The organism is Brevibacillus sp. 1238 (genome assembly GCF_029892995.1).
Classification (GTDB): Bacteria; Bacillota; Bacilli; order Brevibacillales; family Brevibacillaceae; genus Brevibacillus; species Brevibacillus parabrevis.
This window is the reverse complement of sequence record NZ_JARXWC010000006.1, coordinates 39,902-61,917: the sequence shown is the minus strand read 5'-3', so window position 1 is coordinate 61,917 and position 22,016 is coordinate 39,902. Positions and strand designations below refer to the sequence as shown.

The 22,016-nt window shown below is 52.5% G+C and carries 21 protein-coding genes and 1 riboswitch; of the genes, 5 read left to right on the top strand and 16 right to left on the bottom strand.

Annotated features, from left to right (window positions below):
* Window positions 1–28: 28 nt before the first annotated feature.
* From M2298_RS15590 to rsgA, 3 genes are all read right to left on the bottom strand, one after another.
* Window positions 29–1,336, bottom strand: coding sequence for a nucleobase:cation symporter-2 family protein (locus tag M2298_RS15590; protein WP_122963835.1), 1,308 nt, complete (start codon window positions 1,334–1,336; stop codon window positions 29–31).
* 33 nt (window positions 1,337–1,369) lie between these two features.
* The gene (locus tag M2298_RS15585; protein WP_280648702.1) at window positions 1,370–1,960 is read right to left on the bottom strand and encodes a xanthine phosphoribosyltransferase; all 591 of its coding nucleotides are present in this window, start codon (window positions 1,958–1,960) and stop codon (window positions 1,370–1,372) included.
* 258 nt (window positions 1,961–2,218) lie between these two features.
* A riboswitch (purine riboswitch) is annotated at window positions 2,219–2,320 on the bottom strand.
* A 139-nt stretch (window positions 2,321–2,459) separates the two neighbouring features.
* Window positions 2,460–3,545, bottom strand: a complete 1,086-nt coding sequence (gene rsgA / locus M2298_RS15580; RefSeq protein WP_173599913.1) for a ribosome small subunit-dependent GTPase A — start codon at window positions 3,543–3,545, stop codon at window positions 2,460–2,462.
* Between the two features lie 231 nt (window positions 3,546–3,776).
* Between rsgA and M2298_RS15575 the strand changes: the two genes are divergently transcribed.
* On the top strand, window positions 3,777–3,959 hold the full coding sequence (locus tag M2298_RS15575; protein ID WP_167470271.1) for a hypothetical protein: 183 nt from the start codon (window positions 3,777–3,779) through the stop codon (window positions 3,957–3,959).
* Between the two features lie 269 nt (window positions 3,960–4,228).
* Here the strand turns inward: M2298_RS15575 and M2298_RS15570 are convergent, their stop codons facing one another.
* The 8 genes from M2298_RS15570 to M2298_RS15535 all read right to left on the bottom strand — a co-directional run bounded on the left by M2298_RS15570 (window position 4,229) and on the right by M2298_RS15535 (window position 12,845).
* Window positions 4,229–5,470, bottom strand: coding sequence for an MFS transporter (locus M2298_RS15570; RefSeq protein WP_280648701.1), 1,242 nt, complete (start codon window positions 5,468–5,470; stop codon window positions 4,229–4,231).
* A 307-nt stretch (window positions 5,471–5,777) separates the two neighbouring features.
* A complete protein-coding gene (locus M2298_RS15565) occupies window positions 5,778–6,413 on the bottom strand; it encodes a YcnI family copper-binding membrane protein (RefSeq protein ID WP_280648700.1) in 636 nt (211 codons plus the stop codon).
* Window positions 6,410–7,885 carry a copper resistance CopC/CopD family protein gene (locus M2298_RS15560; RefSeq protein WP_280648699.1) on the bottom strand — a complete coding sequence of 492 codons (1,476 nt, stop codon included), beginning with the start codon at window positions 7,883–7,885 and terminating at the stop codon, window positions 6,410–6,412. Before M2298_RS15560 ends, M2298_RS15565 begins: the two co-directional genes overlap by 4 nt.
* A 92-nt stretch (window positions 7,886–7,977) precedes the next feature.
* A complete protein-coding gene (locus M2298_RS15555; protein WP_122963828.1) occupies window positions 7,978–9,033 on the bottom strand; it encodes a polyamine ABC transporter substrate-binding protein in 1,056 nt (351 codons plus the stop codon).
* A gap of 45 nt (window positions 9,034–9,078) precedes the next feature.
* Window positions 9,079–9,876, bottom strand: a complete 798-nt coding sequence (locus M2298_RS15550; RefSeq protein ID WP_122963827.1) for an ABC transporter permease — start codon at window positions 9,874–9,876, stop codon at window positions 9,079–9,081.
* Window positions 9,873–10,676, bottom strand: a complete 804-nt coding sequence (locus M2298_RS15545; RefSeq protein WP_063228172.1) for an ABC transporter permease — start codon at window positions 10,674–10,676, stop codon at window positions 9,873–9,875. Before M2298_RS15545 ends, M2298_RS15550 begins: the two co-directional genes overlap by 4 nt.
* Before the next feature lie 44 nt (window positions 10,677–10,720).
* Window positions 10,721–11,707: an ABC transporter ATP-binding protein gene (locus M2298_RS15540; protein WP_122963826.1), complete on the bottom strand. Its 987-nt coding sequence runs from the start codon at window positions 11,705–11,707 to the stop codon at window positions 10,721–10,723.
* A gap of 190 nt (window positions 11,708–11,897) precedes the next feature.
* Window positions 11,898–12,845 (bottom strand): DMT family transporter, encoded by a 948-nt coding sequence (locus M2298_RS15535; RefSeq protein WP_173596793.1) that lies wholly within the window; start codon window positions 12,843–12,845, stop codon window positions 11,898–11,900.
* A 133-nt stretch (window positions 12,846–12,978) separates the two neighbouring features.
* Between M2298_RS15535 and M2298_RS15530 the strand changes: the two genes are divergently transcribed.
* The 3 genes from M2298_RS15530 to M2298_RS15520 all read left to right on the top strand — a co-directional run bounded on the left by M2298_RS15530 (window position 12,979) and on the right by M2298_RS15520 (window position 15,485).
* Window positions 12,979–14,328: an aminotransferase-like domain-containing protein gene (locus M2298_RS15530; RefSeq protein ID WP_122963824.1), complete on the top strand. Its 1,350-nt coding sequence runs from the start codon at window positions 12,979–12,981 to the stop codon at window positions 14,326–14,328.
* A 153-nt stretch (window positions 14,329–14,481) separates the two neighbouring features.
* A complete protein-coding gene (locus M2298_RS15525; RefSeq protein WP_122963823.1) occupies window positions 14,482–15,078 on the top strand; it encodes a YqaA family protein in 597 nt (198 codons plus the stop codon).
* A 47-nt stretch (window positions 15,079–15,125) separates the two neighbouring features.
* Window positions 15,126–15,485 (top strand): SH3 domain-containing protein, encoded by a 360-nt coding sequence (locus M2298_RS15520; protein ID WP_122963822.1) that lies wholly within the window; start codon window positions 15,126–15,128, stop codon window positions 15,483–15,485.
* A 93-nt stretch (window positions 15,486–15,578) separates the two neighbouring features.
* Here M2298_RS15520 and M2298_RS15515 read toward each other — a convergent pair whose 3' ends face one another.
* Entirely contained in the window at window positions 15,579–17,723 is a 2,145-nt protein-coding gene (locus M2298_RS15515) for an ATP-dependent Clp protease ATP-binding subunit (RefSeq protein ID WP_173596792.1), read from the bottom strand.
* A gap of 253 nt (window positions 17,724–17,976) precedes the next feature.
* On the opposite strand from M2298_RS15515, the gene M2298_RS15510 reads away from it, so the two are divergent.
* A complete protein-coding gene (locus M2298_RS15510) occupies window positions 17,977–18,528 on the top strand; it encodes a PadR family transcriptional regulator (RefSeq protein WP_122963820.1) in 552 nt (183 codons plus the stop codon).
* A 100-nt stretch (window positions 18,529–18,628) separates the two neighbouring features.
* Here M2298_RS15510 and rbsK read toward each other — a convergent pair whose 3' ends face one another.
* The 4 genes from rbsK to M2298_RS15490 are packed head-to-tail and all read right to left on the bottom strand — an operon-like array spanning window position 18,629 to window position 21,969.
* Window positions 18,629–19,531 carry a ribokinase gene (gene rbsK, locus M2298_RS15505; RefSeq protein WP_280648698.1) on the bottom strand — a complete coding sequence of 301 codons (903 nt, stop codon included), beginning with the start codon at window positions 19,529–19,531 and terminating at the stop codon, window positions 18,629–18,631.
* Window positions 19,532–19,556: 25 nt separating this feature from the next.
* On the bottom strand, window positions 19,557–20,354 hold the full coding sequence (locus M2298_RS15500; protein ID WP_173596790.1) for an energy-coupling factor ABC transporter ATP-binding protein: 798 nt from the start codon (window positions 20,352–20,354) through the stop codon (window positions 19,557–19,559).
* Complete coding sequence (locus M2298_RS15495) at window positions 20,351–21,217, bottom strand: energy-coupling factor ABC transporter ATP-binding protein (protein WP_122963817.1); 867 nt, start codon at window positions 21,215–21,217, stop codon at window positions 20,351–20,353. Before M2298_RS15495 ends, M2298_RS15500 begins: the two co-directional genes overlap by 4 nt.
* Entirely contained in the window at window positions 21,214–21,969 is a 756-nt protein-coding gene (locus M2298_RS15490; RefSeq protein ID WP_122963816.1) for an energy-coupling factor transporter transmembrane component T, read from the bottom strand. The genes M2298_RS15495 and M2298_RS15490 overlap by 4 nt, the downstream gene beginning before the upstream one ends.
* Window positions 21,970–22,016: the final 47 nt, after the last annotated feature.

The following is a 22,016-nucleotide window of genomic DNA, read 5'->3' as shown; positions in this document are numbered from 1 at the left end:
TAATGGACTGACGATTGCCTGACAAGCCTCAGGAAGCTTCTGAGATCGTACTCGGCACAGGAGCCTGTTGCACTTTTTTATTCGTATGAACGAGCAAAATGTTCAAAATCACAGCAGTCAGCGAGCCTGTCACGATGCCGTTTTGCAGCATCATTTTCGCCAAAGTCGGCAGTTGGTCAAACATCGTTGGAACAGCCGCGGAGCCAAGACCGACTGCGATACTGCAAGCGGCAATCAGCAAGTTTTCGTTTTGGCGAAGATCCACCTGCGACAAAATGTTGATGCCGGACGCTACCACCATGCCGAACATCGCGATCATGGCGCCGCCCAGCACGGCATTCGGCACAACGGTCGTCAGGGCAGCCAGCTTCGGCAAAAGGCCGAGGACAACCAGCAGGCCGCCGGCTCCGATCATCACATCGCGCGTTTTGATGCCTGTCAAGGAAACCAGACCAACGTTTTGCGAAAAGGCTGTGTACGGGAAGGCATTGAAAACACCGCCCAAAACGATCGCGATTCCTTCCCCGCGCAAACCTTTGACTACGTCTTTGTCCGTAACCTTCGTATCGGTTACTTTTCCAAGCGCAAAATAAACGCCAGTCGACTCAGCCATACTGATAATGTTGACCAGAATCATCGTCACAATCGCCACGATGGAAAATTGCGGGGTGCCGAAGTAGAACGGCTCGACCACGCTGAACCAGGACGCCTCCGCCACATTGGCGAAGCTGACCATGCCCATCGTGTACGCCACGACCGTACCGATCACAAGGCCGAGCAGGACAGAAATCGCCCGAATAAATCCGGTAAAGAAACGGTTAATAACCAAAATGATGACCAATGTACCCAAAGCCAAGAGCAAGTTTCGCGGGGAACCGAAATCAGGCATGCCCTGGCCGCCAGCCGCGTTGTTCATCGCCACAGGAATGAGCGACAAGCCGATAATCGTCACGACGGAACCTTGCACCACCGTCGGGAAAAACCGCAGCAGCTTGCCAAACAGAGGAGCTGCCAATACTACAAACAAACCGGAAACGATAATGGCCCCGTAGGCCGTCGCCAAATTGCTCGTCGAGGCAATCGCAATAATCGGCCCTACCGCTGTAAACGTACACCCGAGCACGACCGGAAGACGAATCCCGGTGTAACGCGTGCCGATCACCTGCAACAGAGTGGCAATCCCGCACGTAAACAAGTCAGCGGCAATCAAATAGGCAATCTGGGCGGGAGTCAGGTTCAAAGCCCCGCCAATAATGAGCGGCACGACAACAGCACCGGCATACATCGCCAAAACGTGCTGCAAACCTAAAGTAACTATCTTTTGTTTGGATAGCATGAAGTAATCTTCTCTCCTCTTGATCGATCGGTTTTAGACGCGAACAGATTCCGGTTGAATAAAGTGAATGCCTTCTGGCGACATGGACTCGATACAGGCCAACGATTCAATGCGCACACCCGCTTGCTCCAGCAGTCCGCGACCTTCCTGGAAGCTTTTCTCGATCACGGCTCCGATGCCGACCAGATGAGCATTCGCATCTTTGATGATTTGGGTCAACCCAATCAAAGCTGCTCCTGTCGCAAGGAAGTCGTCGACGATCAGCACGCGGTCATCGGCAGACAGGTACTGCTTGGACACACTGATCTGATACGTTTCCTGGCGGGTAAACGAGTGCACAGGAGCCGAGTACACGTCTTCCGTCAGCGTCACGGCCTTTTTCTTTTTCGCGTATACAAAAGGCACACCGAGGGCAAACGACGTCGCCAGCGCAAAATGAATCCCGCTTGCCTCAATCGTCAATACTTTCGTAATCTTTTCACCTGCGAAAAGCTCGGCGAAGCGCTCCCCGATTTTCATCGTCAACTGCGGGTCTACCTGATGGTTCAAAAACGCATCCACCTTCAACACGGATGCGGACAATACTTTGCCGTCCTGGACAATGCGCTCTTGCAATTCTTTCATCTGTTCTTCCTCCTCCATCAACACTCGGACGTTGCCTGCCAACGCCACTCGCTCAAACCTGGTGAAAAAAATAAAAGCCCCGAACGGACAGTTCACAAGCAGGCTCAGGTAATAAAACCAACGCCAAGTGAAACTGTCCCTCGGGGCATTTTTCCCTTTAGGTGCAGCACGCCAACAAATGCGTGTCAGCATCGTTCGGATCGGGATAAAACCACTCCTTTTGTTGCGAAGAACAAAGGAACGGCATCCGCGATGCCAAACAGACGCTATTTCACTCGTAGTCAGGCGATTTACGGTCACCCGGTAGAAACTGTTGGGCCTTATTCCCAAAATTATACGAGCACTTCTTCTGCCTATTACCCAGCGTGTTTGCTGGGTCTTGACCAAATCTATCACAACTGGCTTGCTGTGATCAAGGGTAAATTTCTGAAAGTCTGCCAAGCTGTTTTTGCTTGCTGAAAAACGGAAAAAACCCCCGAAGCTTCGAGGGTCTTTTCGTTTATCGCTTAGGCTTTTTGCTGCGATGCTGCATCGTCATTTTCTTCCATTTGTCTTTCTCGGCCGCTGCCAGCCTGGCGTCTTCCTTGCGCGCCAGATGAGCCAGTTCCCGTTGCAGCTTCAAATAGCTGTCGAAGCGAGCCTGCTCCAATGTGCCATCCGCAATCGCTTCCCGGACGGCACAGCCCGGCTCCCGCCCGTGCTGGCAATCGCTGAATCGGCAGTCTTCCGCCAGCTTCTCGACATCGTCAAAAGCGCCACGGAATCCTTCATCGGCTTCCCACAGCTGCAATTCTCTCATTCCCGGCGTGTCGATCATGAGAGCGCCGCCTGGCAACTGGAACAGCTCGCGGTGCGTCGTCGTATGCCGTCCGCGATCATCTCCGTCGCGAACGCCGCTTACTTTTTGACGCTCTGCTCCGCTCAGCTTGTTGATCAGCGTCGATTTGCCGACCCCCGACGAGCCCATGAGCGCCACCGTCTGTCCGCTGCCCAGGTAAGGTGCGAGCTGTTCCAGCCCTTCTCCCTGCTCTGCACTGACTACGTGCACAGGCACGCCGATCGCGACGGTTTCCACTTCAGCCATGCACTTTTCCAGATCGTCGCACAAATCAGCCTTGGACAGCACGATCACCGGATTGGCTCCGCTTTCCCAGGCGAGGATGAGATAACGCTCCATCCTGCGTATATTAAAGTCGTTGTTCAAGGCAGTCACCAAAAAGACCGTATCGACGTTGGCTGCCACGATTTGTTCTTCGACCGTTTCCCCGGCCACTTTTCGCGAAAACTTGCTCTTGCGCGGGAGCAGCGCATGAATCGAGGCTTTCTTTTCCTCGGGACGCGCCTTGATGACTACCCAGTCTCCTACCGCCGGATAATCCTCGCGACCCGTCGCCTCATAGCGCAGCTTGCCCGTGACTTCGCCCAACAGCTCGCCATGCTCGCTCATCAGACGGTAAATGCGTTTATGTTCCAGCGAGATTCTTCCCACGCTGAAGCCTTCTTCGGCATAAGGGGCAAACAGATTGGCAAAATGCTCATTCCAGCCCAAAGATTGCAATGTTGATTGATTGGTTGCTTGATTCACTACGGATTCCCCCTGCAAATGGTTAATGATTGGCCGTACGCCAACACCAGTCGCAGTCGAATCCTCATTTTGTGAACGGTGTTATTTTCCGCTTGAAAGGAGGATTCCTGCGACGAAACTTCCTACACTCTGAGCGTTTTTCATGTTTGACATAAAACATCTCTCCTTTTCAAGACCGCACCATTTATGGTTTGGAATCATTTTCCCAATCATTGTAACATACAACGCGGCGTGGCAAAAGCGTCAGTCTCCACCGCCGCCTCCGCCGCTGTCTCCGCCTCCGCTATCACTGCCGCTGCTGCTGCTGTAGTCACTGCCGCTGTCGCTGCTTCTCCAATCTCCATCTGTATCACGGTCGCGATGGTGATGGCTGCTGTCGGCGTAGAAGGAGCTGCTGCTATCGGTAGAATTTGAGTACGAGCGTCTGGTTGTGCCAGTTTTGGCTTTGTTTGCAAAGACAATGACTAAGATTACAAATACGACGACGATGAGAATAAAAACTTCCATCTGTATCCACTCCCTCTCCATCCTACAAGAAACAATGTTTGTTACCTAAGTATACCACAAGCTTGCTCCCACTTTTGGAATCAGTTGGAACGGTCAGCCTGCCCACATGCGCATCAAAAAGGCATGCATCCCAATCGCGGGATACATGCCTTTTCTTCATTCATTAGATGCACCGTCTAACGTTTACGCAGCACTCGACCGAACACAGCGAGAATCGGAATCAGCAGCAAGCCTGCCGTAATCAGGGAAGCGCGAATCGACAGCCGATGCCCGATCCAGCCGACCACAGGTCCCCCCATCGTCTGTCCAAGCGCGTTGGACTGGCTCATCATCGACAAAACCGTCGCCCGCACACTGCTCTCGATATTCAAATTCAGCCACGTCTCGTACAAGGGACTGGTGAGCGAATCGATCACGCCGATCAGCAGCAAGGCAACCAGCGCCCAGCCAAAATCGGGGGCGATAGCAAAAGCGATGACCGCAGCGATTTTCAAGGCCGTCAACACGAACATGCCGACGACGACGATCCGCTCGTTGTTGACATCCAGCCGCTTCTCGGCAAAGCTGACAGCGAACAGCCCAAGCAAGCTGGACAGCGCAGCGATGATTCCGAACCACATCGCCATGGAAATCCCGGCAACCTGCGGGAAGCCGATCTCGGAAATCAAATGCGCTTCATGCAAGCGGTCATACCCTTCGGAAGCTGCTCCTGTAAACAGCGTCACCAGCAAAATCAACAGCAAAATCGGCTCTTTGCGAATGACTCGCGCTCCCGACAGCCACGTCTCGCTCATCTCTTTCCACTGGGACGTGCCTTTCTCCCTCTCTCTTGGGGTAAAGCCCGTTTCCTTCATAAAGAAGATCAGAAAAACGCCCAGTGCCAGGTAGATCAACCCGCCAAACAAATACGGCAAGTTCGGGGCCAGCGTAGACAGCCACACACTCAGCCCGATTCCGAGCATATTCGCCAAAAGCGAGTAACGCTTCGCGCGCATAAAGATGCTGCCCAGCTTTTCCTCGCCCACCTCATCCACAATCCACGCTGTGTCGGCTCCACTGACGAACGTATCGCCCACGCCAAAAAACAGTTGGGCAATCAAGACCCAAACAAACGCAGAGACAAAAGGCAGCCAGCCATCGAGCACGGGAAGAATCCCTTGCAGCGCAAAGCCGATCCCCAACAGAAACATCCCGATGATAATGGACAGACGGCGGCTGTACGTATCGGCCACCACGCCTGTCACGCCCTCAAACAGCAGGACGGACAGCTCCAGCACCATACCGACCAGCAAAAGCTCGAACGGGTTCAGGCCCAATGTCGCGATGTAAAAGATCGCGTAAGTCGTAAACATCGTCGTGTTGGCGAGTGACGCCATAAAACGTTTGACCATATATACAGTCGTTGCATTCATAACCATGGAAGCAGTCTCCACCTATTCTGGCAGAGGACACGTTCCGTCATTTTTCAGCCGTGAACAGGCTACTTCAATCGTTCCTTATCGCGAAGAAAAACCGCACGTGCCGCACTGCCGATTGTATTGTTTTCCTACCTGTTTACTTGCTTGCTCCAATTTGATGACTGACATCATTTAACACCTCCGAAAGTAATTAGTCATAATTATAAGGAGATTCCGCCCAAAAAGGTAGGGGAAAATAAGAAACCGCGCAGCATGTTGCTCGCTGCACGGTTTTTTCCGCCGTGTTTCTTCTCCGCTACTCTCTCTCTTATGCTTTCTTTCTGAACAGCCCCACGATGGAGAGCAAGAGCGCCAGTCCGGAAAGCACCAGAGGCAACGTGTTGCTTGTGCCTGCGCTTGCTGCTGCTTGACCGGTCGCAGGAGCCGGAGTTGTCGCTTCTGCTGCACCATGGCCATGATCGTGTCCAGCCTCGCCAACACCTGCTTTGACAGTCGTCACGGACGCTGGAGTCTTGGCGTCCTTGTCGCCTGTCCACTCCACTACCTCGCCGTCCGCATACGTTTGGTACGCTTTCCACGCCAGCGTGCCTTCTTCTTTCGGATTCGCCCCGACAAAAGTGAACTCCATGAACTCGTGCGCTTTGATCCCGCCGTTTGTCGCTGTCCAGACAAGTGCTGTGTTCACGCCGTCCTTGTCTTTTTCAAATTCATAGCTCCAGCCAGGAACAGGCTGAACGGTGTTTACTTTTACGCCAGCCGGAAATTCCAGCTTTACCTTCACTGTGTTGACGTCTTTTTCTACAGGAACGCGAACGGTGTATTTTTCATACGATCCGGTAGTCGTTTCTTTCGGATAGACGTTGACGTGCGCCTGTGCTGCTGTCGCGAGCGTCAGGACAGCTCCTGCCACCAATACACTGCTCATCCATTTTTTCATGTTCATCGAGAAAACCCTCCTAGTTTGTCGCTGCTTGCATAAGCGGCTTGTGTGTTTGTCGTGTCTGTTTTGTTTGTCGCGTCGGTCGGGTAGTTGGTTTGACTCATCCACAGCCCTGCCAACACAGCGACGATGCCAAAAACGATTTCCCAGCGCAGCCACTTCCTCTGCAACTGGTTGCTTCCCCGCCAGCGCTTTGTCTGTCCGTAGGCGAGCGCCAGCATGATGACGACGCTGACGATTTTTCCGTACAGCAGGTAGTTCCAGGCAAGCGAGCTTGCGAGAATGCTCGTCACGTCCGTTTGTACGAGCAGCATGAATACTCCCGTCACAACAGCAAGCACAGCCGCTGTCGCAACCAGGCGCAAAAAGAACCGCTTGAACGGCTCATTGCCCCGCTCCGCCTCTTTGGACACCAAGAGCAGGTAGACGAGCGCCCCCAGCCAGAGTGCCACTGTGAGCACATGCAGCAGCCGCAGCACGATCGACAGCCAGACGGGAGCAATCCCCCAGGCATGACCGCCAAAAGCTTGCGCGCTGATCAACAACACCCATATGCCCGCATACCAGCCAGACACCATGCCCGGTATCGCCAAAAGCAGCAAGAGAATGAAGGAGACGATCAGCATGACGGCAAATGGAGACTGCATCAGCAAGTTGCTGTCCAGATGCAGCAAGGCGTCGGTCAAAGAAACAGCCTTCAGCGATTCGTCGTACAAGAACCAGAGAAAAATAAGTCCCACGATCGCAAGCGCCCAGCCGATCTGTCTGCCGATTCCGATCAGTGCCGCGAGCTTCGGCAAGCCGTAGCGCTGTCCCCACGCTGCGATCAAATACAGTCCGCCGCCCAGCAAAATGATCCCTTGGGCGAGGTAGCGATACACAATCAAGTAATTCGTGTCGGTCTTGTTTTCACCCGGCGGCACGACTACCGCGCTCTTTTGCCCGATCGAAAAGGTCAGGCGCTCCTCTACCGGATGGCCGTCCTCGGACACGACCGAGACGATGACGGAATACGTACCTTCCGCCAAATCGGCCGGAAGCTGCGCATTGACCTGCGAAGCGTCTCCCGGCTGAAGAGTCGGGCGTTGCATTTGTATTTCTTTCCCGTCCCAATCAAACAAACGTATGGTGACAAGGTCAGGCTCCAGTGTTTCGGTAAACCTCATGGAGATTTGCCCCGGATTCGTCTGTAGCAGCTCGCCGTCTTGCGGACTGCTGCCCATCATGCCGGCATGGGCGTAAGCCAAATTCGTTCCAATCGCAAGCACCAGAAAAAAGGCCAGCGAAAGCACGGTCCATAGTCGCTTTATGCTGTGCATCAGCATATCACCTACTTCCTTCGCCTTTTCGTCCTTAATCCTATCAAAATCGTCTACTTTTCTGTATGGCTCCATCGGGCTATCTGCTGTGACGATTTTTTGAAGCAAAAACTGGCGTTCCCGCCCTTCTTTCCCTGGTGCAGGTAGTTTTTCCATAATCGTCCTGACCCCATCCGTGCCCAAAACAAAAACCGAGACAGGATGCTTCATTCATCCCATCTCGGTTCTTCTGCTTATGGCAATTCGGTTTATCGGCCGCTCTTCATCTCAGTCCAGTAGCGGTCGTATTCTTGCAACGTATCTCCGACATCAACCAGCCACTCGGCGCGGGCGATGTCCGCTTTGTCCAGGAAGATCATTTTGTTCGCGCGATATTCTTCGCTGTGCAGTGGATATGCCTGTTCGTTCGGGTTGCTGTAGCCGATCGACTCGTAGTTTTTCACGCTGACTTCCGGCTCCATCAAGTAGTTGATGAATTTCTCCGCCAAATCTTTGTGCTTGGCTCCTTTTGGAATCGCCAGCGTGTCTGCCCAGATCGTCGCGCCCTCTTTTGGAATGACGTACTCCACATCCGGGTTTTGTCCGTTAATAATCGCAGCGTCGCCAGACCAGACCGTACCGATCCACGCTTCTTCCGCGATCATTTTTTGCTTGATGTTGTCCGTATCAAAAGCCATGACGCTCGGCAGCACTTTTTTCAGATCAGCGAACGATTTTGCCAGCTCGTCCTTGTTTGTTGTGCTGTTGGAGAAGCCGTTTTTGATCAGAGCCATCCCCATCACTTCGCGCGGGTCGTTCAGCATGATGACGCGACCTTTGTACGCTTCGTTCCACAGATCGTTCCAGCTTGTCGGCGTTTCTTTGACATACTTTTTGTTGTAGGCAATCCCGGTGATTCCCCACGTGTACACGAGCGAGTATTTGTTTTCCTTGTCAAAAGGAGGCGTCTTGAACGTAGACACGATGTTTTTCATGTTCGGGATGTTTTCTTTGTTCAACTCTTCGAGAAGGCCGAGCTGAATCATCGTTGCCACCATGTAATCGGACGGCTGAATCAAATCGTAGCCCGATGCGCCAGCCTGGATTTTTGCCAGCATTTCCTCGTTGCTGCCGTACACGTCGTAGTTGACTTTGACATTGTACTTTTGCTCGAAATCTTTGATGACATCCAGGTCAAAATTGTCTGCCCAGCTGTAGATGTTCAATACTTGCTGCTCGGGTTCGGACGACGAGGAGCAGCCGACAGCTGTCACTGCGAGTACGGCGGTCAAAGCGCCGATCATCATGGATTTGAAACGTTTCATTTTTTCTTCTCAACCTCCAAATCGGTATGGGATACGTCTGGTCAACTAAAAGTGAATCTGACCGTTTTTGGAATCTTTGCGGCGGAAAAGCTCGGCAATAATCACCAGCAGCACCGTGCTTGCGATCAACAGCGTCGAAAGCGCATTGACTTCCGGGGATACGCCGCGTTTTACCAGGCCGTAAATGTACAATGGCAGCGTGGTCGAATTAGGACCAGCCACGAAGAACGAAATAATGAAATCATCGAGCGACAAAGTAAACGACATCAAAAAGCCAGCGACGATTCCGGGCATGATCAATGGCAGCGTCACATGACGCAATGTTCCCCACGGGGTAGCGCCCAAATCTTGCGCCGCCTCCTCCAGCTCTTTGCCCATATCGGCCAGGCGGGCGGAGACGATCACCATCACATACGGCATGGAAAAGGTCACGTGGGCCATGATGAGTGTCCACTTGCCCAACTCCATGTGCACCTGGCTGAACAAGACGAGAAGGGCAAGTCCCATCATGATCTCGGGAATCACAATCGGCAAGTAGATCAGCCCGTTGACGACATTGCGCCAGCGCAAGGAGTAATGCTTGATGGCGAGCGATGCAGCCGTGCCCAAAACCGTTGCCAGCACGCTGCTGATCACCCCGATGGACAGGCTGTTCATGAGCGCCTGCATGACCTGTCTGTTGTCAAACAAGGAGACGTACCATTTCCATGTAAACCCGTTCCACGTCGCGTTGATCCGCGAGTCATTGAACGAATATAGAACGAGAATCGCAATCGGCAAGTACAAGAAGACCAGCATCAGCCAAGAGTAGCCGGAAAGCGTATGTCTGCGCCACGTTTTCATGCTGCCCCCTCCTTTGCCTCGCCCGCTTTGACAGCGCGGAAGTACAGAAGAATCAGGAGCATGGACAACAGCATCAACACGATCGACAATGCCGAGCCAAACGGCCAGTCACGCGCCGAAAGGAACTGGTTCTGAATCACGTTTCCGATCAGGGCCGATTTCGCCCCGCCCATCACGTCCGGCACGACGAACATCCCGATCGAGGAGACAAAGACGAGAATCGATCCGGTGACGACGCCTGTTTTGGTCATCGGCAGCGTAACGTGCCAGAAAGCTCTCCACGGAGTCGCTCCCAGATCGTACGCCGCTTCCAGCTTGCGGCGATCCATCTGCTCCAGGGACACGTAAATCGGCAGCACCATGAACGGCAGCAGCGTGTACACCATCCCCAAAAGCACCGAACCGGAATTGTACAAAAGCGGCAATGGCTCCGTAATAATCCCTAATGATTGCAAAATCGTATTGACGACCCCCTGGGAGCGCAGGATGATCACCCAGGCGTAGGAACGGACCAGAAAGTTGATCCAGAACGGAATCATCACAAGCAACAGCCAAATTTGCTGGGACGACTTTTCCAGGCGGGAAATGTAATACGCAAGCGGATAGCCGCACACGATCGACAACACCGTTGTCAAAATGGCAACTACCAGCGTGTCCGCAAAAATTTGCCCGTACAGCGGGTCCCAAATGCGCACGTAATTGTTCAGCGTAAATTCATAGACAACTTGCCCGTATGTGCCTCTTTTAAGGAAGGACATCAGCGCAATCATAAGCATGGGCAGGACGAAAAGCACACCCATCCACAAAAGGGCGGGTGCTGCGAGCAGTTTTACCGGCTTTTTGTTCAACAAGTCAGGATCACCTCGTCCGTCTGCGCCCAACCAATCGCTACCCGATCTCCCACCTTCCAGTCCAGACCGTCTCCTGCGTACTGATGGGCCATGACTGTCATGTCTTGACCGTCGAGGCGGATGAACACTTTGCGCAGGTTGCCGAGGAATACCGCGTCAGCAATCGTTCCCAGCTTTTTGTGCTTGTCCTTGTCTGCTTCTGGCTGGTACAGCTTGATCTTTTCCGGGCGGACAGCTGTATTCGTGCCATTGTCGCGGAAAATGTTGTTTTCCCCGATAAAAGTAGCGACGAACAGCGTCTGCGGATGGTTGTAAATCTCGGCAGGAGAAGCGATCTGTTCGATCCGTCCTTTGTTCATGACGGCGATCCGGTCCGACATGGCCATTGCTTCTTCCTGGTCATGGGTTACGTAAATAAACGTGATCCCGAGGTTCTTTTGCAGATTTTTCAGTTCCAGCTGCAAGCTTTTGCGCAGTTGGTAGTCCAGGGCGCCAAGCGGCTCGTCCAGCAAAAGGACGCGCGGATTGTTGATGATCGCCCGGGCAATCGCCACACGCTGCTGCTGGCCGCCGGACAGTTGCTTTGGCGTACGTTTTCTCAGCTCGGTCAACTGCACGTACTGCAAAACTTCCTCCAGGCGCTGTTTTTGCTCTGCTGCACTTACTTTTTTCATTTTCAAACCGAACAAAATGTTTTGTTCGACAGTCATATGCGGAAACAGGGCGTACTGCTGGAACACCATGTTCATATCCCGCTGATAAGGCGGCACATGGGTGAGCGGCTTCTCGTCGAGGAAAATATCCCCGGAAGTCGGCTCCTCAAACCCTGCAATCATCCGCAAAAGCGTCGTCTTGCCGCAGCCGCTGGGGCCGAGCAACGTCAAAAACTCCCCTTCTTCAATGGAGAGAGAAAAAGAGGGGACGACGACAGTACCGTGAAAGCTTTTTTCAATTGAATCCAGATGAATAATCGTTTTCATTCCGTCATCTCACCATATGTCATTATACTCATAGCAACAATCTAGGTAACTATATCGTGTATGTCGACTTTTGTAAACAGTTTCACCCGCATTGGTCCTGATTTTTTTGCGGCTGGTCCCTCCTGTCAGCGGACAAAAACAAACGGAGCAGCCCAACAGTCTCTGCTCCATTTTTCCTGTGCGTTTGTTCTTACAAAGATTGCGATTTGAGCTTCCCGTTGGTGTCTACCGCGGTTCCTTTTTTCTTTCCCAGGAAATTCGTCCCGATGACACCGAGAATGATCATGAGCGCTCCGAGCAGGTGGTAGTAGGCGATCTGCTCCCTGAGAAGCACCACACCTCCGGCAATCGTCACGAGCGTTGACAAGTTGTTGAAAACACTCATCTTCGACGCTTCCATTTTCGACAAGGCAAAATTCGTCATGAAAGATGTCACCAAAGAAGACAGCACACCCAAATAGAGCACCGAGATAATAAACGACGAATGCGTGAGCGGCAGGAAAAACTCCGACAGCGTGCCGTTTGCGCCATGCTGGATCAAGGCCAGCGCGTTGAAGGCCAAAAAGCCGATTACGGAAACCATATACGTGACGTCTATATAATGGAAGGCTTTCGTCATCTTCTTCGCCAACACGCTATACCCCGCGAGCGACAAGGCCGAGAGCAAGATCAAAATGGTGCCGAGGCTGCTGCCCATCCCTACCCCTGCGCCCTTCATCGCGAAAATGAACACGACACCTGCTACAGACAGCAGCGTACAAAACTTTTGCAGCCACGTAGATGTCTCGCCGAGAAAAAAAGCGGCCATGACCATCGTGAAAATCGGAACGGTGGCGACAATGATCCCGGCTTCCGACGCGGTCGTGTACACCAGTCCAAACGTTTGCAGCCCGAAAAACAGCGCCGGATAGAGCAAAGCCAATGGCAAAATGACCAAAATGTCGCGCGGCTTGATCGACAGCCGGACCCATCCGAACAAAACGGGAATCGTCGCGGCGACAAAAGCGATCGTAAAGCGGTGCGCCATCGCGTCCATCGGAGTGGCTGACGTCAGCGCCATTTTTACGAAAATAAACGACAAGCCGACGATCATGGCATTCAAAAGTGCGGCCCCTATAGCTTTATGTTGATCCTTCAAGCTGATCTCTCCCCAATCGTTGCCTATGCAGCAATTATTTCCTGCTTTCATAGTAATGGGGCGGCAATCATGCTACAATGCAAAAAAAGACGATCTGTACCGATACAAAGTCCATGCGCCAGGAAGGGATTTCATGCATAAATATTTGCAATTGCAGAACGAGTTGGAGACGCTGATCGAGGGCAACACCTACCAGGATGGCGACAAGCTGCCGTCCATCCGCGAGTTGGCAACCCAATATCAATGCAGCAACAGCACGGTGATCCAGGCGCTGAACGAGTTGGAGAAACGTCATCTGATCTACTCGGTAGACCGCAGCGGCTTTTACGTCGTCAAAAAGCAGCGAGACAGCGAGCCAAACAACTGTAACAGCATCGACTTCGCCACCTCTGCCCCTGATCCTGACGTGTTTCCGTACCTTGACTTTCAACACTGTATCAACAAAGCGATTGAGACATACCGCAACGACCTGTTCCTGTACGGCACCGCCAAAGGGCTGCCTACGCTCATCCCCGTGATCGCCAAGCATTTGGCCAACCATCAGGTTTTTGCCAAGCCAGCGAACATCTTCATCACATCCGGCGTTCAGCAGGCGCTGTCGCTTTTGTGTACGATTCCGTTCCCCAACGGGCGGGAAACCGTCCTGATCGAGCAGCCGAGCTACCATCTGTTTATCGATTACTTGCAGATGCACAACATTCCGGTGACTGGGATCATGCGAACGGCGCAAGGAATTGATCTGGACGAGCTGGAGCGCATTTTCCGGACAGAAAAGATCAAATTTTTTTACACGATGCCGCGCTTTCACAGCCCGCTCGGAACGTCGTATACCCGCAAGGAAAAACAGCGCATTGCCGAACTGGCCCACCGCTACAACGTTTACATCGTGGAAGACGACCATATGGCAGATTTGGAGCATGACAGCAAGGCAGACCCGCTGTTCTCCTACGATCGTTTCGAGCGGACGATTTACATGAAAAGCTATTCCAAAATCATTTTTCCCGGGCTGCGCCTCGGTGTCGCCGTCATTCCCGATGCGCTGTGCGAGTCGTTTTTGCAGTTCAAACGGCTGCGGGACATCGATAGCTCCATGCTGTCCCAAGCCGCGCTGGAAATTTATTTGAAAAGCGGCATGTTTGAACGGCACAGGCAAAAAATCCGCCAATCGTATCAGCTCCGATCGAAGCTTCTGACAGAAGCGCTGCTCGCCCATGCAGCCCGCGCTGACGCTCTGTTTGCGTTTCGCCCTCTGCCTTATCCGGGGATTCACACGCATCTTGTGCTGGACCCGCGAGTTGACGCATCCCGTCTGATCCAGCTGGCTAAAAAACGCTCGATCTTGTTGGAAGCGGCAGACAGGCATTATTTGCCCCTGTTTCCCCGGGAAAATATTTTGAAGCTGAATGTATCCAACGCCAAGGCCGAATCGGTGGAAAAAGGAATTGACGAGTTGATGGCAGTATTGCATGCGATGCGGTTATAATGAAAGAAAAAAGTTTTTGCAAAAGCAGCAACCGTAACCATATTTCGGGAATATCCGTCTTAATTTGTATACAACATCGTTACGCCACACGACTCTACCCATTTTTATCCGTCGCAGCAGGCGGATCGCATGAGATGGACAAAGGAGAATGAAATGGTTCAGAACGTTTTAGATTTTTTGATGGAATACGGCATTTGGGGAGTCGTCATCCATTCTTTTGCAGACGCCGTCATCTTCCCCATTCCTGTATTCTTTCTGCAAGTTTCATTAAGCCTGATTGATCCATCCGCTGCTTTATGGATTGCAACCGCAGGATATATCGCGTGTCTGGTTGGTACACCCGTCGGCTACTTTCTCGGTAAACTGCTCGGCCACTCTGTCCTGTACAAACTGCTCAAAAAAGAGTGGATTGACTCGGCAACCGAGATGTTTCAAAAAAGAGGCGAAGTCGCCATTTTTGTCGGCTCCTTCACCCCGATTCCGTTCAAAGTATTCACGATCTTGTCCGGCTGTCTGAATTATCCGCTCTGGAAGCTGATCGGTTATGCCGCAATCGGCAGAGCCGTGAAATTTTACCTCGTCGGTTTCCTGTTTTACTTTTACGGGCGGATGGCGGAAAATATGGTCGGTCACGCCTCCCTGTACGTGTTCTTGCTGATGATCCCGATTTTGCTGATCGGACTTTTGGTGCGAAAAATGCGGGCCAAAAAACAGCTGATGCAAACTGCCAACAAGCAAGCAGGGGAATGATCAGCTTGTAGCCTGGCTTGAACCGTTATTCAGAAAGGAGCTGCAATATGAGCCAAACATATAAAGTCATGATTCAGCACCGAATAAACTACCCTACCCCCATTGAATTGACTCAAGGTCAAACCGTCATACTCGGTCGAGTCGACGATGATCCCGACGGTTGGAGGAACTGGAGGTACTGCTATACGCTTGACCATAGCATGGAAGGCTGGGTGCCTGAACAGATTATTCAAGCAAAGGACAAGGAAGGCATCATTACGGAAAATTACTCCGCAAAAGAGCTAGATGTAAATGAAGGAGATACGGTTGAGTTGCTCCAAGAGCTGAATGGCTGGGGATGGTGTATGTCCACCAACCGGGAATACGGATGGGTTCCGATGCGAAATCTTCAGCTTGCAAGCCAATAGCAATCTCTTTTTTCGCAAACGCTCGCTTCTATCTCTATATAGGAAAGAAAGAGTCCCTGTCTAGCCGTCAGGGACTCTTTTTGGGACAAACCCTTATGCTTTTTTCACGCGAATCGCTTCTTCCTCAACTTCCACCACGATCTTGCGCACATCCGCTTCCTCCATCAACAGATCGGCGATGCCATCTTCGACCTGCTGGGCGATCACGCGACGCAGCGGGCGTGCCCCGAAAGCGGGATTGTAGCCCAGCTCAGCCAACATTTCTTTGGCAGCGTCTGTCACTTCAAGCTCGATTCCTTGCTCGCCGAGATTCAGCACGACTTCCTGGAGCAGCAGCTCCACGATTTGCACCAAGTCTTGTTTTTCCAGATGAGCGAAAGAAATAATCGAGTCGAAGCGGTTCAAAAATTCCGGTTTGAAGTACGCTCCCAGCGAATCAAGCACAGTGCCAGGCTGCTGTTCCTCGGCGCCGAAGCCTAACGCTTTTTTGCGCTCAGCCACTCCGGCATTGCTCGTTGCGATAATGACTGTTTCCTTGAAGCTCACGGTACGGCCCTGGCTGTCTGTCAGGCGGCCATCCTCCAAAATTTGCAGGAACATGTGCATGACGTCCGGGTGCGCCTTTTCGATCTCATCCAGCAAAATGATGCTGTACGGATTGCGGCGCACTCGCTCGGTCAACTGTCCCGCTTCCTCGTGACCCACATAGCCTGGAGGCGAACCGATCAGCTTGGAGACGGAATGCTTCTCCATGTATTCGCTCATGTCGAGGCGAATCATCGATTCTCTCGTGCCGAACAGCTCCTCGGCGAGCGCTTTGGACAGCTCTGTCTTCCCTACGCCAGTCGGTCCGACGAACAGGAAGGAGGCAATTGGCCGATTTTTCGGCTTCAACCCGGCGCGGCTGCGGCGAATCGCCTTGGCGACCTGTGCGACAGCTTCCGATTGCCCGATGACTTTGGCTTCCAGGTGAGCAGCCAAATTTCTCATCCGCTCCTGCTCGTCGCTTTGCAGCTTGCGGACAGGGATGCCTGTTTTTTGCTCGATCATCTCCTGAATATCTGATACTTCCACTTTCGTGCGATTAGCGGCCCCATCAAGCTGATCCAGCTTGCCGAGAATTTCCGCTTCCTCATCGCGCAGGCGGGCAGCTTGCTCGTAATTTTCTTGCTCGGTCGCTGCTTTTTTCTCCTGGTTAATTTGCGCCAGGCGCTCATGCAGCTGGCTCGTATCTGCCGCAGAAGAGCGGAGATTCAGCCGCGATCCGGCTTCATCCATCAGGTCGATCGCCTTGTCAGGCAGAAAGCGATCCTGGATGTAACGATGCGAATACTCGACGCAGGCGCGGAGCACGTCATCGGAGTAAGCGACCTGGTGGAAAGCTTCGTATTTCGGACGCAGTCCTTGCAAAATCTCGATAGCGGCCTCCACTGTCGGCTCTTTGACCATCACAGGCTGTAAGCGGCGCTCCAGCGCGGCATCCTTTTCAATGACGCGGTACTCTTTTAAGGTAGTGGCCCCAACCAGTTGCAGCTCGCCGCGCGCCAGGGCAGGCTTGAGAATGTTTCCGGCGTCCATCGAGCCTTCCGCAGAGCCTGCTCCCACCAGCAAATGAATTTCATCCACGAACAGGATGACGTTTTTGCGCGATTGCAGCTCGGCAATCACTTGCTTCATCTTTTCCTCGAATTGTCCGCGAATCCCCGTGCCTGCGACCAGGGAAGCCACGTCCAGCACGTACACTTGCTTGTTTTTCAGCTTGGCAGGCACTTGACCTTCCGTAATGCGCAAGGCCAGACCTTCGGCAATTGCTGTCTTCCCTACACCCGGCTCCCCGATGAGCACCGGGTTGTTTTTGTTGCGGCGGTTCAAAATCTCGATCACACGCTCGATTTCCTGGTCGCGTCCGATGACCGGATCAATCAGCCCTGCGCGTGCCGCATCGTTCAGATTGCGCCCCAGTTCGTCCAGAAGGCCGCCTCTGTCCGCAGTTGTCGCCTGTCCCTTCATGTTCGGCTGTTGACCGCCTTTTGCATGGGCCTGCGCTTGTGCGAAGCCTTGCAGGAAGTCGTCCAGACCGGAGAAGGAAGAGAACGGGCTGAAGCCCATTCCTACTCCCATTTTGCTGCCGAGCTTGGCATTGCACTCCCGGCACAGGTTGTAGGCTTGCTGTTTGTCTTGCACGCGTATATGGACGGACACAGTTGCTTGTCGTTGTTTGCAGATTTCACATTGCATGTTTCATACCCCCAAAATCATGCTTTTGGATTTTTTCTTATTTGTGTGTTCGACAGGTCAACGGTTGTTTGACTATTTCTGACCTTCGATGACTTTATTATAGTTTGACCTTCTTTGACTTTCAAGAGGGTAACTTTGGATTTTCTGCTTTCGCTTGGGAGAAGCTATACAGGACGCAGGTTCTCTCTTGCTTCGCCAGAAAACCCTTCCTATAATGAGGTTGATATTCGCTAAAGTCAGGGGGCTTTTCACTTTGAACACACTCGCGTATGGACTCCTCGGGCTGGTTGCCCGCACACCAAGCTCCGGCTATGATTTGATGCTCCAGCTGCAACCATTTTGGCAGGCCAAGCACAGCCAAATTTACCCGCTGCTGGCGAAGCTGGAACAGGAGGGCTATCTGGAGTTCACTCGCATCCACCAGACGGATCGTCCTGATAAAAAAGTGTATTCCATTACAGAAAAAGGACAGATTGCACTAAAAGTCTGGCTTAGCGAGCCGGCAGCAGAGCCTGTTTTGCGTGACGAGCTGGTGCTGAAAACGTACTGCCTCGGATTGGCGGACGAAAAAGCGGCCTCTACGATGTTTGTCGAGCGCATCCAGCAATGTCGCGAGCATTTGGACATGTACGAGCACTACTTAAAGGAGTACGAGAGTGATTCTGCCGAACATTCGTATCCGCCCGACCATCCGAACCATCCCGAATTTGGGGATTATTTGCTGCTTTCATGGGGATCACGGCGCATGAAAGAAGATATCGCCTGGTGCGAGTGGGTGTTGGAGCTGTTGCAGAAGCGTTCCTAAAAACAAAAAGCAAACGCGTCTTTGGAACATTGCGCTCCAAAACACGTTTGCTTTTTCTTTCGTTTTCGTCCATGACATGATAGAAAGGTACAGACGCTCGCTAAAAGGAGTGCGCCTCTACTTCTGCCAGCGTGGGCAGCGATGGCTGCGCCCCGCGTCTGGTCACGACGATCGCAGCCACTTTGCTGGCAAATCCGGCTGCTTCCACATCCGACATCCCTTTTGCCATGCCCACGGCAAAAGCTGCGGTAAACGAATCGCCTGCCGCTGTCGTATCCACTGGCTCGACCCGACAAGCAGGCACATGCACGGTTTTCTCCTCCGTGACCAAAAGCGCGCCTTTTTCGCCCAGGGTGACAATGATCCGTCTCGGACCGCTTGCCAAAAGCTTTCTCGCCGCTTCCCCGGCTTCTTCCGGCGTCGTGACGGGCAGACCGCTCAAAATGGCCAGCTCCGTTTCATTCGGCGTCAAGGTGTGCACATGCTGTAACAGTTCCTGCGAGAGTGCCTTTGCCGGAGCCGGATTCAAAATGACCAGCTTGCCGAGCGCAGCTGCCTTTTTCACGACGTATTCCACGACGTGGAGCGGGATTTCCAGCTGCAACAGCACGACGTCGCTCTGCTCGATAATCGACAGGTTCTCATCGATGTGCTCTATGCTCACTTGTGCATTGGCTCCGGGAACCAGCACAATGTTGTTTTCCCCGTCATCGCTGACATTGATGAAGGCCATGCCAGTCGTACCCGCGCGCTTGATTCCTTCGACATGAACCTGCGCCTCTGTCATGCCCGCAAGCATGATGGTGCCATTTTCATCCTCGCCCACCATTCCGATCATGGATACGTGCGCGCCCAGACGTGCGGCAGCAACTGCCTGATTCGCCCCTTTTCCGCCTGGAATCAGCATAAAGTCATGGCTTGCAATCGTTTCTCCTGCCTTGGGCAGATGGTGGACGTGGGAGACGAGATCCATATTGATGCTTCCTACTACTGCGATTTTCACAACGTGCTACCTCCCCAGCCGCTTTTTACAGCATGGTCTCTACAAATTCTTCGATCGTCAAAATTTGCTTTGGCAAGCCGAGCGTATGGCTCAATCTGCTAATGTGCGGCTGCTTCAGCATGCTTTCTTCCAAAATCGCGTGATTCCAGAAAATGTCCCGCTTGTTCGTATCCGCTACTACATTTTTGTGGGCCATGACGATGACACGCTCAAAATTTTGCACGACAAACTCCATGTCATGCGTGATCGTAATGACGGTTTTGCCTTCGCTTTTCAAGGCGGCGATCAGGGAAGAGATGCGTTGCATCCCTTGTATGTCTTGGCCTGCGGTCGGCTCATCGAGAATGATCACATCGCAATCCATCGCCACTACTGCCGCCATGGTCACGAACTTGCGCATGGAATACGGCAAATTGTACGGGTTTTCCTGCAAGTACGGCTCGATCCCAGCCAGCTTCGCCGCTTTCATGACATTTTCCTTCGTTTGCTCTACAGACAAGCCGAGGTTTTTTGGCCCGAACTCGACTTCGCTGTAGACATCGCTATGGAAGATCTGGTCATCCGGATTTTGGAACACGTAGCCTACCTTGCGCGAAATTTGCGCGGTCGTATGCTCTTTTGTATTCCAATCATCAATAATAACATCGCCTTTGGTCGGCTTCAACAAGCCATTCATCAGCTTTACCGCCGTCGTTTTACCCGCGCCATTTTGGCCGACGATGGCGACCGTCTCGCCTTTGCCAATCTCCATGGAGACGTTTTCTACCGCTGTATGTCCGTTCGGATAAGCGAAAGTGATATTTTTCAAGGAAATGAAGCTCATATGCGAACTCCCCTTTCTGCCATCCACCAGTTCATTTCTTCGACGGCCTGCTCTTCGGTAATCGGGATTTTGCGCAGCGGCACTCCGCGTTTTTTCAGCTCCAGTCCCAGCATGGCGTACTGCGGAAGCATGACATCGTAGGAGAGCGCCTTTTCATCGGAGAGGACGTCTTGCGTTGTGCCCTCCATGACGATTTCGCCATCGTGCAGCAAAATGACGCGATCCGCAAATTCGGCAATCAGTTCGATTTTGTGCTCGACCAGAATGATCGTCTTGCCTTTTTCCTTCATGATCTGGATGATCTCGAAAACTTCTTCCGTACCTTGCGGGTCTAGCTGCGAGGTCGGTTCGTCGATGACCAAAATGTCCGGCTCCATCACGATGATCGAGGCCAAAGCGACGCGCTGGCGCTGACCGCCGGACAGTTCAAACGGATTTTTGTCACGCAGATGCTCGATCTTGACCAGCTTCAAAATCGCTTCTACTCGCGTTCGAATCTCGTCAGGATGCACCCCGAGGTTTTCCAGTCCGTAGGCGACTTCCTCGAACACCGTTTCTTTGACGCCACTGATTTGAATGAACGGATTTTGGAAGACAAAGCCGACAGACAACGACAACTCGCCCAATGTGCTCTCGACGATGTTTTTCCCGTTGACGAGCACTTCGCCGCGCAAGTCCCCCCGATAAAAATGCGGAATGAACCCGCGCAGGACGTTGCAAAACGTGGTTTTCCCTCCGCCGTTGGGGCCAACCACAGCGTACAGCAGTCCTTTTTCGATCTCGATGTTGATGTTTTTCAGGACGTCGACCTTGCCCGTCGGGTATTTGTAGCTCATGTTGGATATTTTGATTACGCTGTTCATAACAAAATCCTCCCCGCAATCAGAATCAGCAAGGCAACGAGCATTCCGATCCGCACGACCGTGTCATGCTTGGTTTTATATATTTCGTACAGGTGTGTTTTCTTGACTGGCGCAGAAAAAGCGCGCGATTCCAATGTAATCGCTCTTTCCTCCGTGCTTGCCAGCGAAGAGAGGATCAGCGGACTGATTGTCGGGAGAAACGCTTTTGCCCGCACCATCATCGTCCCTTCCGTTTCCACACCTCTCGTTTTTTGCGCATCCATAATGACACTCGTCTGCTTTTTCATTTCCGGAATGATTTGCAGTGTCGCCAGTACGACATAAGCCCCTTTTGGAGGCAGCCCCAGCTTTTCAAGCGAATACACGAAGTCTTTGACAGAAGTAATGCGGAAAAACAGGATGAACGCCGAACCGATCGCCAAAATCCGCGAAGTCATATTCAAGCCGTACAAAATGCCTTCCTGGGTGATTTTCAAAATGCCTGCTTGCCACAAAATTTGCGCGCCCGGATAGAAAAAGGCTTGCATCAGGAAGATAAACACGAGCAGAATCAACAGCCCGTTGCGAACGAGTGTGATAAATTCCTTGCCCTGCCCCGCCGCAATGGCGATGATCAGGCACACTGGCAGCATCGCATAAGCGTACCAGTAGGTTGGGACGATGAAGACGGAGAGCGCGATGAACAAAGTAAACAACAGCTTCGTTGTGGGATACAAGTTAAGGATGTAGTTGGTCTTGGCAGCTTGCGACATAATCCTTACCTCCTCTTCCATGGGGTAAAATGAATCGCTGCCTGGCC

Excerpts from the sequence above, each read along its gene's own strand:
- M2298_RS15590 (WP_122963835.1), bottom strand. The coding sequence starts at position 1,336 with ATGCTATCCAAACAAAAGATAGTTACTTTAGGTTTGCAGCACGTTTTG.
- M2298_RS15585 (WP_280648702.1), bottom strand. The coding sequence starts at position 1,960 with ATGAAAGAATTGCAAGAGCGCATTGTCCAGGACGGCAAAGTATTGTCC.
- M2298_RS15570 (WP_280648701.1), bottom strand. The coding sequence starts at position 5,470 with ATGGTTATGAATGCAACGACTGTATATATGGTCAAACGTTTTATGGCG.
- M2298_RS15565 (WP_280648700.1), bottom strand. The coding sequence starts at position 6,413 with ATGAACATGAAAAAATGGATGAGCAGTGTATTGGTGGCAGGAGCTGTC.
- M2298_RS15560 (WP_280648699.1), bottom strand. The coding sequence starts at position 7,885 with ATGGAAAAACTACCTGCACCAGGGAAAGAAGGGCGGGAACGCCAGTTT.
- M2298_RS15555 (WP_122963828.1), bottom strand. The coding sequence starts at position 9,033 with ATGAAACGTTTCAAATCCATGATGATCGGCGCTTTGACCGCCGTACTC.
- M2298_RS15550 (WP_122963827.1), bottom strand. The coding sequence starts at position 9,876 with ATGAAAACGTGGCGCAGACATACGCTTTCCGGCTACTCTTGGCTGATG.
- M2298_RS15545 (WP_063228172.1), bottom strand. The coding sequence starts at position 10,676 with ATGGGTGTGCTTTTCGTCCTGCCCATGCTTATGATTGCGCTGATGTCC.
- M2298_RS15540 (WP_122963826.1), bottom strand. The coding sequence starts at position 11,707 with ATGAAAACGATTATTCATCTGGATTCAATTGAAAAAAGCTTTCACGGT.
- M2298_RS15530 (WP_122963824.1), top strand. The coding sequence starts at position 12,979 with ATGCATAAATATTTGCAATTGCAGAACGAGTTGGAGACGCTGATCGAG.
- M2298_RS15525 (WP_122963823.1), top strand. The coding sequence starts at position 14,482 with ATGGTTCAGAACGTTTTAGATTTTTTGATGGAATACGGCATTTGGGGA.
- M2298_RS15520 (WP_122963822.1), top strand. The coding sequence starts at position 15,126 with ATGAGCCAAACATATAAAGTCATGATTCAGCACCGAATAAACTACCCT.
- M2298_RS15515 (WP_173596792.1), bottom strand. The coding sequence starts at position 17,723 with ATGCAATGTGAAATCTGCAAACAACGACAAGCAACTGTGTCCGTCCAT.
- M2298_RS15500 (WP_173596790.1), bottom strand. The coding sequence starts at position 20,354 with ATGAGCTTCATTTCCTTGAAAAATATCACTTTCGCTTATCCGAACGGA.
- M2298_RS15495 (WP_122963817.1), bottom strand. The coding sequence starts at position 21,217 with ATGAACAGCGTAATCAAAATATCCAACATGAGCTACAAATACCCGACG.
- M2298_RS15490 (WP_122963816.1), bottom strand. The coding sequence starts at position 21,969 with ATGTCGCAAGCTGCCAAGACCAACTACATCCTTAACTTGTATCCCACA.